13 protein-coding genes are annotated in these 12429 nt (G+C 53.5%); 9 read left to right on the top strand and 4 right to left on the bottom strand.

Features of this window, described 5'->3' with window-relative positions; genetic code table 11:
* Window positions 1-49: 49 nt before the first annotated feature.
* Together sfsB and ispB are read right to left on the bottom strand one after the other, a co-directional pair.
* Window positions 50-322 carry a DNA-binding transcriptional regulator SfsB gene (gene sfsB, locus BWI76_RS25195; RefSeq protein WP_004139786.1) on the bottom strand — a complete coding sequence of 91 codons (273 nt, stop codon included), beginning with the start codon at window positions 320-322 and terminating at the stop codon, window positions 50-52.
* Window positions 323-520: 198 nt separating this feature from the next.
* Window positions 521-1492 (bottom strand): octaprenyl diphosphate synthase, encoded by a 972-nt coding sequence (ispB, locus tag BWI76_RS25190; protein WP_004139788.1) that lies wholly within the window; start codon window positions 1490-1492, stop codon window positions 521-523.
* Window positions 1493-1751: 259 nt separating this feature from the next.
* Between ispB and rplU the strand changes: the two genes are divergently transcribed.
* The 4 genes from rplU (at window position 1752) to cgtA (ending at window position 4589) form a co-directional block, all read left to right on the top strand.
* A complete protein-coding gene (gene rplU / locus BWI76_RS25185) occupies window positions 1752-2063 on the top strand; it encodes a 50S ribosomal protein L21 (RefSeq protein ID WP_004106123.1) in 312 nt (103 codons plus the stop codon).
* A 19-nt stretch (window positions 2064-2082) separates the two neighbouring features.
* The gene (gene rpmA / locus BWI76_RS25180; protein ID WP_003861831.1) at window positions 2083-2340 is read left to right on the top strand and encodes a 50S ribosomal protein L27; all 258 of its coding nucleotides are present in this window, start codon (window positions 2083-2085) and stop codon (window positions 2338-2340) included.
* Window positions 2341-2435: 95 nt separating this feature from the next.
* Window positions 2436-3401, top strand: coding sequence for a DMT family transporter (locus BWI76_RS25175; RefSeq protein WP_004139791.1), 966 nt, complete (start codon window positions 2436-2438; stop codon window positions 3399-3401).
* Window positions 3402-3416: 15 nt separating this feature from the next.
* Window positions 3417-4589 (top strand): Obg family GTPase CgtA, encoded by a 1173-nt coding sequence (gene cgtA, locus BWI76_RS25170; protein ID WP_004125676.1) that lies wholly within the window; start codon window positions 3417-3419, stop codon window positions 4587-4589.
* A gap of 46 nt (window positions 4590-4635) precedes the next feature.
* On the opposite strand, the gene dacB is transcribed toward cgtA, so the two are convergent.
* Window positions 4636-6069, bottom strand: a complete 1434-nt coding sequence (gene dacB / locus BWI76_RS25165; RefSeq protein ID WP_049086998.1) for a serine-type D-Ala-D-Ala carboxypeptidase — start codon at window positions 6067-6069, stop codon at window positions 4636-4638.
* Between the two features lie 233 nt (window positions 6070-6302).
* Here dacB and greA point away from each other — a divergent pair, with 233 nt between their 5' ends.
* On the top strand, window positions 6303-6779 hold the full coding sequence (gene greA / locus BWI76_RS25160; RefSeq protein WP_004125674.1) for a transcription elongation factor GreA: 477 nt from the start codon (window positions 6303-6305) through the stop codon (window positions 6777-6779).
* A gap of 152 nt (window positions 6780-6931) precedes the next feature.
* Here greA and yhbY read toward each other — a convergent pair whose 3' ends face one another.
* On the bottom strand, window positions 6932-7225 hold the full coding sequence (yhbY, locus tag BWI76_RS25155; RefSeq protein ID WP_004139797.1) for a ribosome assembly RNA-binding protein YhbY: 294 nt from the start codon (window positions 7223-7225) through the stop codon (window positions 6932-6934).
* A 124-nt stretch (window positions 7226-7349) separates the two neighbouring features.
* Between yhbY and rlmE the strand changes: the two genes are divergently transcribed.
* The 4 genes from rlmE to glmM all read left to right on the top strand — a co-directional run bounded on the left by rlmE (window position 7350) and on the right by glmM (window position 12289).
* The gene (gene rlmE / locus BWI76_RS25145; protein ID WP_004106110.1) at window positions 7350-7979 is read left to right on the top strand and encodes a 23S rRNA (uridine(2552)-2'-O)-methyltransferase RlmE; all 630 of its coding nucleotides are present in this window, start codon (window positions 7350-7352) and stop codon (window positions 7977-7979) included.
* Window positions 7980-8078: 99 nt separating this feature from the next.
* Window positions 8079-10013 carry an ATP-dependent zinc metalloprotease FtsH gene (gene ftsH / locus BWI76_RS25140; RefSeq protein WP_004139802.1) on the top strand — a complete coding sequence of 645 codons (1935 nt, stop codon included), beginning with the start codon at window positions 8079-8081 and terminating at the stop codon, window positions 10011-10013.
* 97 nt (window positions 10014-10110) lie between these two features.
* A complete protein-coding gene (gene folP, locus BWI76_RS25135; RefSeq protein ID WP_004125673.1) occupies window positions 10111-10959 on the top strand; it encodes a dihydropteroate synthase in 849 nt (282 codons plus the stop codon).
* Window positions 10952-12289 carry a phosphoglucosamine mutase gene (gene glmM / locus BWI76_RS25130; protein WP_064371558.1) on the top strand — a complete coding sequence of 446 codons (1338 nt, stop codon included), beginning with the start codon at window positions 10952-10954 and terminating at the stop codon, window positions 12287-12289. Before folP ends, glmM begins: the two co-directional genes overlap by 8 nt.
* Window positions 12290-12429 lie beyond the last annotated feature (140 nt).

Genomic DNA, 12429 nt, shown 5'->3' with positions numbered 1-12429 from the left:
ACAGCAGCCCTCTGACGTAGGTCCGGGGGCTGTTGTCTGCAACCTCGCTTTACTTGTTATTCTTCCTCTGACGCATCATCTGCGTTCTGTCGATAAACTGGTGGGTATGGGGATCGTGATAGCGCGATGGCCATATTACCCACGGATCGGTTTCCAGCGCGTGAGCGATAATCAGCTCGCCCTTGGGCCAGGGCCGAGTCAGCGCATTGGCGAGCGTTGAAGAACTTAAACCATTACGCCGCGATTCAGCTGCCAGCGACGTCCCTTTTTTGCGTAATCCGGCAATAATATCCGCTGGATGCCAGTCGATGAACTTATCCATAAATTCTCCTGGTAATAAACATTCCGTTCGTCCTTAATGGGCGACAAAATGACTATACCTTGAGTTCCGGTAATGTTCTAACAAGTTCTTTTAATGGCTTTGATATTAGGAATATATCAAGAAATAAGGCTGAAATTGGCTTTATTGGTGTTTACTGGAACTTTCCCGCGATTTTACGCGGGAAAGTGAGGGGAGGGGTTAATGGTCGCGCTGCACGGCGATGTGGGCAAGACCAATTAGCGCTTCACGCCACGGGGAATCGGGGAGGACCTGAAGGGCGGCAATCGCTTTATCAGCCTCTTCCTCCGCGCGTTTTTGGGTCCATTCCAGCGAGCCGCAGGCTGCCATGGTTTCCAGTACGGCTTCGAGTAGATGGCGGCCGTTACCCTGCTCGATCGCTCCGCGGATCATGGCGGACTGTTCTGCGCTGCCGTGTTGCATAGCGTGCAGCAGCGGAAGAGTGGGTTTGCCTTCATTTAGATCGTCACCGACGTTTTTACCCAGCCGCTCACCGTCTGAACTGTAGTCAAGCAGATCGTCAATCAGCTGGAAAGCGGTGCCCAGATAGCGCCCGTAGTCCTGTAACGCTTTCTCTTGTTCCGCGGTGCAGTCGGCCAGGATCCCGGAGCACTGGGCTGCGGCTTCAAACAAACGAGCGGTCTTGCTATAAATGACCCGCATATAGTTTTCTTCGGTGATATCCGGGTCGTTCACGTTCATCAACTGCAGAACTTCGCCTTCAGCAATGACGTTCACGGCTTCCGACATCACTTCCAGAACTCTCAATGAGCCGAGGCTGGTCATCATCTGAAAGGCGCGGGTGTAGATGAAATCGCCAACCAGCACGCTAGCGGCATTGCCAAAAGCGGCGTTTGCGGTGGCTTTGCCCCGGCGCATATCAGACTCATCGACGACGTCATCATGCAGCAGGGTGGCGGTATGGATAAATTCGATCAGCGCAGCAATGGCGACGTGAGCGTTTCCCTGATATCCCACGGCACGCGCGGCCAGCACGGCGATCATCGGGCGAATGCGTTTACCGCCTCCGCTAACGATGTAGTAGCCTAACTGATTGATAAGCTGAACATCCGAGTCGAGTTGCTCAAGAATTGTCGCATTGACGCCCGCCATATCCTGCGCGGTTAACTCATTGATTTTTTCTAAATTCATCGCAAAAGCCGGGCCAAATGTCCTGTTCCCGCGTATCCAATAGGATCACAGAAGGATTAAGATAGAATTAAAAGAAGATGTGATTGTACTGAAAAATTGCCGCAGATAAACGCTGGAGTGAAAGTTGTGTTTTTTTTCTGCGTTGATCGCTGATCGCTCTTGTCAAAGGCTCGCGTTTTGCGTAATATTCGCGCCCTATTGTGAATATTTATAGCGCACTCTGAATCATACGAAGAGGTGCGCGGAAGCGGAGTTCTATATGTACGCGGTTTTCCAAAGTGGTGGTAAACAACACCGAGTAAGCGAAGGTCAAACCATTCGCCTGGAAAAGCTGGACATCGCAACTGGCGAAGCTGTTGAGTTCGCAGAAGTGCTGATGATCGCAAACGGTGAAGAAATTAAAATCGGCGTTCCTTTCGTTGAGGGCGGCGTAATCAAAGCTGAAGTTGTTGCACACGGTCGTGGCGAGAAAGTTAAAATCGTTAAGTTTCGTCGTCGTAAACACTACCGTAAGCAGCAGGGCCATCGTCAGTGGTTCACTGATGTGAAAATTACTGGCATCAGCGCCTAAGACCTGAGGAGAGATTTAAATGGCACATAAAAAGGCTGGCGGCTCAACTCGTAACGGTCGCGATTCAGAAGCTAAACGCCTGGGCGTTAAGCGTTTCGGTGGCGAATCCGTTCTGGCGGGTAGCATCATCGTTCGTCAACGTGGTACCAAATTCCACGCTGGCACTAACGTAGGTTGCGGTCGTGACCACACTCTGTTTGCTAAAGCAGACGGTAAAGTGAAATTCGAAGTTAAAGGCCCGAACAACCGTAAATACATCAGCATCGTTGCTGAGTAAGTTTTTCGTGGTCCGGTAACGGATTAAAGCCCCGCAACGTGTTGCGGGGCTTTTTACATTGAAAACCCGGAAAATTTTCTGCAGGGAAAACGGGCATGAAGCAGCAGGCCGGCATCGGCATTATTTTAGCGCTCACCACGGCGATGTGTTGGGGGGCCCTGCCGATCGCAATGAAGCAGGTTCTTGAAGTGATGGAGCCGCCGACGGTGGTTTTTTATCGCTTTTTGATGGCAAGTTTTGGTCTTGGCGCCATTCTGGCCATGAAAAGAAAACTGCCTCCGCTGCGTATTTTTCGTAAGCCGCGGTGGTTGATACTGCTGGTGATTGCGACGGGTGGTTTGTTCGGTAACTTCATTCTGTTTAGTTCTTCCTTGCAATATCTCAGCCCCACCGCTTCCCAGGTGATTGGCCAGCTGTCCCCGGTCGGCATGATGGTGGCCAGCGTTTTTGTCCTTAAAGAAAAAATGCGCGGCACTCAGGTTGTGGGAGCGCTGATGCTGGTGAGCGGTCTGGTCATGTTTTTTAACACCAGCCTGATTGAGATTTTTACTCGCCTGACGGACTACACGTGGGGGGTAATTTTCGGCGTCGGGGCGGCGACGGTGTGGGTGTGCTACGGTGTCGCGCAAAAGGTGTTATTGCGGCGTCTGGCGTCACAGCAAATCCTTTTTTTGCTGTACACTTTATGTACGATATCGCTATTGCCATTAGCGAAGCCTTCGCAGGTACTGGCATTAAGCGACTGGCAGCTGGCCTGCCTGGTTTTTTGCGGCCTGAACACCCTGGTCGGCTACGGCGCGCTGGCGGAAGCGATGGCGCGCTGGCAGGCGGCGCAGGTGAGCGCGTTGATTACCTTAACGCCGCTGTTTACGCTGCTGTTTTCAGATTTATTATCACTGGCCTGGCCCGACGTTTTCGCCAGACCGCTGTTGAACCTGATGGGTTATCTCGGTGCGTTTGTCGTGGTTGCGGGCGCGATGTATTCCGCCGTCGGTCATCGTCTTTGGGGACGATGGCGTAAGCGAGAAGCGGTTGTGCCGCTCCCCCGCTCAGGCGAATGATTTACGGAGAGTAAAATGAAGTTTGTTGATGAAGCAACGATCCTGGTCGTAGCAGGCGATGGCGGCAATGGTTGCGTTAGCTTCCGCCGCGAAAAATATATCCCGAGAGGCGGCCCGGACGGCGGTGACGGTGGTGATGGCGGCGACGTCTGGCTTGAAGCGGACGAAAACCTGAACACCCTGATCGACTATCGTTTTGAGAAGTCTTTCCGCGCCGAGCGCGGGCAAAACGGCCAGAGCCGCGACTGTACCGGTAAACGCGGTAAAGACGTGACGGTGAAAGTGCCGGTAGGAACCCGTGTAATCGACCAGGGGACCGGCGAGACGATGGGCGATATGACCAAGCACGGTCAGCGTCTGATGGTCGCCAAAGGCGGCTGGCACGGTCTGGGTAACACCCGTTTCAAATCGTCCGTAAACCGTACTCCGCGTCAAAAGACGATGGGGACGCCGGGCGATAAGCGCGATCTCCAACTGGAGCTGATGCTGCTGGCGGACGTCGGGATGCTGGGGATGCCGAATGCGGGTAAATCGACCTTTATTCGTGCCGTTTCCGCTGCCAAGCCTAAAGTCGCTGACTATCCGTTTACGACGCTGGTGCCAAGCCTCGGCGTGGTGCGTATGGATAACGAGAAGAGCTTTGTGGTGGCGGATATCCCTGGGCTGATTGAAGGCGCAGCGGAAGGCGCAGGCCTCGGTATTCGCTTCCTGAAGCACCTGGAGCGCTGCCGCGTGCTGCTGCATCTCATCGATATCGAGCCGATTGACGGCTCCGATCCGGTTGAGAACGCGCGGATTATTATCGGTGAGCTGGAAAAATACAGTGAGAAGCTGGCTTCTAAGCCGCGCTGGCTGGTCTTTAACAAGATTGACCTGATGGATAAAGCTGAGGCGGAAGCGAAAGCGAAAGCTATCGCGCAGGCGCTGGGCTGGGAAGATAAATTCTATCTGATTTCGGCGGCCAGTCAGCAGGGCGTAAAAGACCTGTGCTGGGACGTGATGACCTTTATCATCGAAAACCCGATTGTCCATGCGGAAGAAGCGAAGCCGGCCGAAAAAGTCGAGTTTATGTGGGACGACTATCATCGTCAGCAGCTTGAAGAAGCTGAAGTGGAAGATGATGAAGACTGGGATGACGATTGGGACGAAGACGACGAAGAAGGCGTCGAATTCATCTACAAGCGTTAATTCCGGGTACACAAAAAGGGCCGCATATGATGCGGCCCTTTTGCTTTTAGTTGTTCTGGTACAGGTCCTTGTACAATCGGCTTTCGAAGCGCACCAGCGGAATGCGGCGATTACGCTGGTCGGCCGGAGGCACGGCGTAGCCAGACAAATATTGCACGAACGCAATCTTCTGGCCGCTGGCGGTAGTGATGAAACCGGCCAGGTTATACACCCCTTGCAGTGAACCCGTTTTCGCCGAAACTTTGCCATCAACGCCAGCCTGATGCAGACCCGCACGGTATTGCAGAGAACCGTCGTGGCCGGCCAGAGGCAGCATCGAGATAAAGTTGAGCTCGTTATCGTGCTGGGCGATGTACTGCAGCACCTGCATCATCGTGGCTGGCGCGATGAGGTTATGGCGCGATAGACCTGAGCCATCGGCAATAATGGTATTGCCGAGATCGACACCGGCCTGCTGGCGCAGGATCTGCCGTACGGCATCGGATCCGGCTCGCCAGGTACCCGGTACGCTGAAGCGGGCATGCCCAATGGTGCGGAATACCGTATCGGCGATCATGTTGTCCGATTTTTTCAACATAATACGCAGCAGATCGTGCAGCGGTGCAGATTGGGTGCTCGCCAGGACGGTACCCGGATCGTTCGCCAGCGTCTGACGCAGCAGCGTGCCGCTCCAGGTGATGTCGGCATCGGTCAGCTCCGCTTTCAGAATCGCACCGGCGTAGCTGGCACCATCCTGGATGGCGAAAGCCAGCGGCAGCGGTTCGCTGCGCTGCGGCAGACAGCCGGTCAGGGTGTATCGGTTCAGATCGCCGGGAACCACGTCAAGCTCACAGTACTGTGCTTCAGAAGAGCCGCGCGCCAGCGTTCGTACCTGGCTGAACATGGTCACCGGGTAGTAAGACGCCACGCGGATAAACGCCAGATCGCCCGGTTTTTGCGCGCTATAGAGCGAGATGGAGAAACAGTTTCGATCGACAATAGCTGCCGCTGGCGGGGCGCTAAAGCACTGCGTCATATCATTCCAGGGCCAGCCCGGCGCTTTGTCATGGCTGGCGAAGATGGAGGTATCGATCAGGACATTACCTTCAATTCGCTGGACGCCGGCTTTCTTCAGCGTGGCCACCATATTACGAATATCCTGACGCCGAAGGGTGGGATCGCCGCCAAAGCGCGCAATAAGGTCGCCTTTCAGGACACCGCCATCGAGACTGCCTTTCGTTTCCAGCGTGGTGGTGAAGCGGAAGTCCGGACCCAGCTGCAGCAGCGCAGCAAGTGCGGTTATCACCTTTTGGGTGCTGGCCGGAAGCGCCATCTGCTGGCTATGATAGTCTATCTCCGGCGTTGGGGATCCCACCTTCTGCGCCATAAAGGCAAGGTTTGCGCCCGCAGGAAGCTGGTTGATGTACTCGTCAATATTCGCCGCCTGAGCGCTAAGCGCTATACCGGCGGTCAATCCGATGATAAATCTGGGAAATCGCATAATCTCGCGCTAACAGCCTGAAACCAGTCCGTCATACTACGGTGCATCGCCCTGTAAAGTAAACGATGACCCATAGTGAACTTCAGGGTAAAATACGTATCAAATTGAAAATTGCTGCTGACCTGGGGATGACTTTCCGGGTCGGTTTTCTTTTGCTCCGGCCCTGCTCAAGTCTTGACCGGCTGCGGAGCGGTGTTGTCTGCTCCATGAAGGAATGAAAAGAGGTATAACAAATGCAAGCTATTCCGATGACCTTACGTGGCGCTGAAAAACTGCGCGAAGAACTAGATTTCCTGAAGTCCGTACGTCGTCCTGAAATCATCGCGGCCATCGCTGATGCGCGCGAGCACGGCGATCTGAAAGAAAATGCTGAGTATCATGCTGCCCGCGAACAGCAGGGCTTCTGTGAAGGCCGCATTAAGGATATTGAAGCAAAGCTGTCGAACGCGCAGGTTATCGACATCACTAAAATGCCTAACAATGGCCGGGTGATTTTTGGTTCGACGGTCAGCGTTCTGAATCTCGATACGGATGAAGAGCAAACTTATCGTATCGTCGGCGATGATGAGGCCGATTTTAAGCAAAATCTGATCTCTGTTAACTCACCGATTGCACGTGGTTTAATCGGTAAAGAGCAGGATGATGTTGTGGTAATCCGTACACCGGGCGGTGAAGTCGAATTCGAAATTCTGAAGGTTGAGTACCTTTAATCCGAATTTAACGCTACGATGTTGATGGATTGTAAAGAAAGGAAAAAGGCCGCGTAGCGGCCTTTTATCAGCGTCCGGAGCATGGCATTTTGCTCGTCTACCCGCAGAAAACCCTCGATTTACACAAAGTTGTGTCGATAACCAGGATATTCTTAGCGTGGCAGCGAGATTTTACGCTCTTTAGTCGGGCGGTACAGAACCAGCGTTTTACCGATGACCTGTACATTACAGGCGCCGGTTTCGCGCACGATAGCTTCCACGATCAAGGTTTTAGTTTCGCGATCTTCCGAGGCGATCTTCACCTTGATAAGTTCATGGTGCTCTAACGCTTGTTCAATCTCGGCCAGTACCCCTTCGGTCAAACCATTGTTGCCAAGCATAACTACCGGCTTGAGCGGATGTGCCAGACCTTTCAGGTGCTGTTTTTGTTTAGTACTCAGATTCATCGTATTTTTTTGCTTACGTTGGGATTGAAAACGGTTCATTCTACCGCCATCTCCCATATATCGCCAAACTACCGCGTCGATTTTTACGTCGCGAAGTACGATGAACCCGAAATGGGAATGTTAAATGACAGGTAAAAAGCGTTCTGCCAGCTCAAGTCGTTGGCTTCAGGAACACTTTAGCGATAAATATGTTCAGCAGGCACAGAAAAAGGGGTTACGTTCCCGTGCCTGGTTTAAACTTGATGAAATACAGCAAAGTGACAAGATTTTTAAACCGGGGATGACGATAGTTGACCTCGGCGCTGCACCCGGTGGCTGGTCGCAATACGCGGTTACGCAGATCGGTAACAGCGGCCGCATCATTGCTTGCGATCTTCTACCTATGGATCCAATCGTTGGTGTGGACTTCCTTCAGGGCGACTTTCGTGATGAATTAGTCCTGAAAGCGTTACTTGAGCGTGTAGGTGACAGTAAAGTACAAGTTGTCATGTCCGATATGGCGCCAAATATGTGTGGAACACCGGCGGTGGATATTCCCCGGGCCATGTATCTGGTGGAACTGGCGCTTGGAATGGCTCGTGATGTCTTAGCGCCAGGTGGTAGTTTTGTAGTGAAGGTGTTCCAGGGCGAAGGCTTCGATGAGTATCTAAGAGAGATTCGCTCCCTGTTTACGAAGGTCAAAGTTCGTAAGCCGGACTCTTCTCGCGCCCGTTCGCGTGAAGTGTATATTGTAGCGACCGGGCGTAAACCATAACCGGCAGATTTCAAACGAAAGTTTGAAAGACGCTGGATATAGAGTATCCTGACGCTGTTTTTAACACAGTTGTAATATGAGGTTAATCCCTTGAGTGACATGGCGAAAAACCTAATACTCTGGCTGGTCATTGCCGTTGTGCTGATGTCAGTATTCCAGAGCTTTGGGCCCAGCGAGTCGAATGGCCGCAAGGTGGATTATTCTACCTTCCTGCAGGAGGTCAATCAGGACCAGGTTCGCGAAGCGCGTATCAACGGACGTGAGATAAACGTTACCAAGAAAGATAGTAACCGTTACACGACCTACATCCCGGTGAACGATCCTAAGCTGCTTGATAACCTTCTGACTAAAAACGTCAAGGTGGTTGGTGAGCCGCCAGAAGAGCCGAGCCTGCTGGCTTCTATCTTCATCTCCTGGTTCCCGATGCTGCTTCTTATCGGCGTCTGGATCTTCTTTATGCGCCAGATGCAGGGCGGCGGTGGCAAAGGTGCCATGTCGTTCGGTAAGAGCAAGGCGCGTATGCTGACGGAAGACCAGATCAAAACCACTTTTGCCGACGTCGCCGGTTGTGACGAAGCGAAAGAAGAAGTGGCTGAACTGGTTGAATACCTGCGCGAGCCGAGCCGTTTCCAGAAGCTGGGCGGTAAAATCCCGAAAGGCGTCCTGATGGTCGGCCCTCCGGGTACCGGTAAAACCTTGCTGGCAAAAGCCATCGCGGGTGAAGCTAAGGTTCCATTTTTTACGATTTCCGGTTCTGACTTCGTTGAAATGTTCGTTGGTGTCGGTGCATCCCGCGTGCGTGACATGTTCGAACAGGCCAAGAAAGCGGCTCCGTGCATCATCTTTATCGATGAAATCGACGCCGTGGGCCGCCAGCGTGGTGCGGGCTTAGGTGGCGGTCACGATGAACGTGAACAGACCCTGAACCAGATGCTGGTTGAGATGGACGGCTTCGAGGGTAACGAAGGTATCATCGTTATCGCGGCAACCAACCGCCCGGACGTTCTTGACCCTGCGCTGCTGCGTCCAGGCCGCTTTGACCGTCAGGTTGTGGTAGGTCTGCCGGACGTTCGCGGTCGCGAACAGATTCTGAAAGTGCATATGCGCCGCGTACCGCTGGCGCCGGATATCGACGCGGCAATTATTGCCCGCGGTACGCCGGGCTTCTCCGGTGCTGACCTGGCAAACCTGGTGAACGAAGCGGCGCTGTTTGCGGCTCGTGGCAACAAGCGCGTTGTATCGATGGTTGAATTCGAGAAAGCGAAAGACAAAATCATGATGGGTGCGGAACGTCGCTCCATGGTGATGACGGAAGCGCAGAAAGAGTCCACCGCATATCACGAAGCGGGCCATGCGATTATTGGCCGCCTGGTGCCGGAACACGATCCGGTGCACAAAGTGACGATTATCCCGCGCGGTCGCGCACTGGGTGTCACCTTCTTCCTGCCTGAAGGCGACGCGATCAGCGCCAGCCGTCAGAAGCTGGAAAGCCAGATTTCAACCCTGTACGGCGGTCGTCTGGCGGAAGAGATTATCTACGGCGTAGAGCATGTTTCTACCGGCGCGTCGAACGACATTAAAGTCGCGACTAACCTGGCGCGTAACATGGTCACCCAGTGGGGCTTCTCTGACAAACTCGGCCCGCTGCTGTATGCCGAAGAAGAAGGTGAAGTTTTCCTTGGCCGCAGCGTCGCGAAAGCGAAGCATATGTCCGATGAAACGGCGCGTATTATCGACCAGGAAGTGAAGTCACTGATTGAGCGTAACTACAATCGTGCACGCCAGCTTCTGAACGATAACATGGACATCCTGCACGCGATGAAAGATGCGCTCATGAAATATGAAACCATCGACGCCCCGCAGATTGATGACCTGATGGCTCGCCGCGATGTTCGCCCCCCAGCTGGCTGGGAAGAACCGGGTTCATCCAACAATTCTGACAACAATGGCACCCCTCGTGCTCCGCGTCCGGTCGATGAACCGCGTACGCCAAACCCGGGCAATACCATGTCAGAACAGCTGGGCGACAAATAAGTTAGCCGTTATTGACGCTGTTGTACTTTTTAAAACCCCTGAGCGTATGCTCCGGGGTTTTTCTTTTTCAACCTTTCTCTGACTCAGGGATTTAGCGATGAAACTTGTAGCCCAGGGCTCAACCCTCGATCTCTCTCATCCACATGTGATGGGTATTCTTAACGTTACTCCTGATTCTTTCTCTGACGGCGGGACTCACAACACGCTGGTCGAAGCCGTTAAACACGCCAATCTGATGATCAATGCCGGGGCGACTATCATTGATATCGGTGGGGAGTCGACGCGTCCGGGGGCTGCGGATGTCAGCGTCGAGGAAGAACTGGCGCGAGTCATTCCGACGGTGGAGGCGATTGCCCAGCGCTTTGAGGTCTGGATCTCCGTTGATACCTCAAAACCGGAAGTGATTCGCGAGTCGGCGCGTGTTGGCGCGCATATCATCAATGATATCCGTTCGCTGACCGAACCGGGAGCGCTGGAGGCTGCGGCTGAAACGGGCTTGCCGGTATGTCTGATGCATATGCAGGGTCAGCCGAAGACAATGCAGGACGCGCCGAAGTACGCGGACGTGTTTGCTGACGTTGAGCGCTTTTTTGTCGAACATATTGTGCGCTGCGAACGGGCCGGTATCGCAAAAGATAAATTGTTGCTCGACCCGGGATTCGGTTTCGGTAAAAATCTTTCTCATAATTATGAACTGCTTGCCCGACTTGGAGAGTTCCATCATTTTGGTCTTCCGCTGCTGGTAGGTATGTCGCGTAAGTCGATGGTAGGTCAGTTGCTTAATGTCGGGCCGACGGAGCGCCTGAGTGGCAGCCTGGCCTGTGCTGTCATTGCTGCAATGCAGGGCGCGCAGATAATTCGCGTCCATGATGTCAAAGAAACGGTAGAAGCGCTGCGCGTGGTGGAAGCTACCCTGGCCGCTAAGGAAAATAAACGTTATGAGTAACCGCAAATATTTTGGTACTGATGGTATTCGTGGCCGCGTAGGCGATGCGCCAATAACGCCAGAATTTGTGTTAAAGCTGGGCTGGGCGGCAGGTAAGGTACTGGCAAGGCACGGCTCACGGAAGATTATTATTGGTAAAGATACCCGTATTTCAGGCTATATGCTGGAGTCCGCGCTGGAGGCTGGCCTGGCCGCCGCGGGATTATCCGCTTCTTTTACCGGCCCGATGCCAACGCCGGCAATTGCCTATCTGACGCGCACCTTCCGCGCGGAAGCCGGGATTGTGATTTCCGCTTCGCATAATCCGTTCTATGACAACGGCATCAAATTCTTCTCTATCGAGGGCACGAAGCTTCCTGATGAGGTAGAGGAAGCCATTGAAGCTGAAATGGAAAAAGAACTCACCTGCGTGGATTCCGCCGAGCTGGGTAAAGCCAGCCGTATCGTCGACGCTGCCGGTCGTTATATCGAGTTTTGCAAAGGCACTTTCCCGAACGAGCTGAGCCTCAACTCTTTAAAAGTGGTGGTCGATTGCGCTCACGGGGCGACATATCACATTGCGCCGAACGTTTTCCGCGAGTTGGGCGCTCAGGTCATTGCGATGGGCTGTGAGCCTGATGGTCTCAACATCAATGAAGAAGTCGGGGCGACGGACGTTCGTGCTCTGCAGGCGCGCGTGCTGGCGGAAAAGGCCGATCTGGGCATTGCTTACGATGGCGATGGCGATCGGGTCATTATGGTGGACCATGAAGGCAACAAAGTCGACGGTGACCAGATCCTCTATATCATTGCCCGTGAGGGCCTGCGTCAGGGGCAGCTGCGGGGCGGCGCTGTCGGGACGCTGATGAGCAATATGGGTCTCGAACTGGCGCTCAAACAGCTGGGTATTCCTTTTGTTCGCGCCAAAGTGGGCGACCGCTATGTGCTGGAGAAGCTGCAGGAGAAGGGCTGGCGCATTGGCGCGGAAAACTCCGGTCATGTGATCTTACTGGATAAAACCACTACGGGTGATGGGATTGTCGCCAGCCTGCAGGTTGTGGCGGCAATGGTGCGTAACCATTTGAGCCTGCACGACCTGTGCAGCGGAATGAAAATGTTCCCGCAGCTTCTGGTTAACGTTCGCTTTACGGAAGGTAGCGGTAACCCGCTGGAACATGAGCACGTCAAAGCGGTAACGGCAGAAGTGGAAGCGGCGCTGGGGAATCGAGGCCGCGTACTGCTGCGTAAATCAGGCACTGAGCCGCTGATTCGCGTTATGGTGGAAGGCGAGCATGAAGAACAGGTGCACGAATTTGCTCACCGTATCGCTGATGCGGTGAAAAGCGTTTAATCTCTCTTGCTAAGTGACTAAAAAGGCGACGCTTGCCGCCTTTTTAGTCGACAATAAATCGCTTTTTGCTGTTTTTTTCCGCACTTGATACAATGCGCTGAAATTGCCCTTGCGAAGGTCATTCGCTTTGGTTAGTATTC

Origin of the sequence: Klebsiella sp. M5al, from assembly GCF_002090195.1 — a bacterium.
Lineage (GTDB): Bacteria > Pseudomonadota > Gammaproteobacteria > Enterobacterales > Enterobacteriaceae > Klebsiella > Klebsiella grimontii.
Note: the sequence above shows the minus strand (reverse complement) of the source record. Positions and strands in the feature narration are given on the sequence as shown.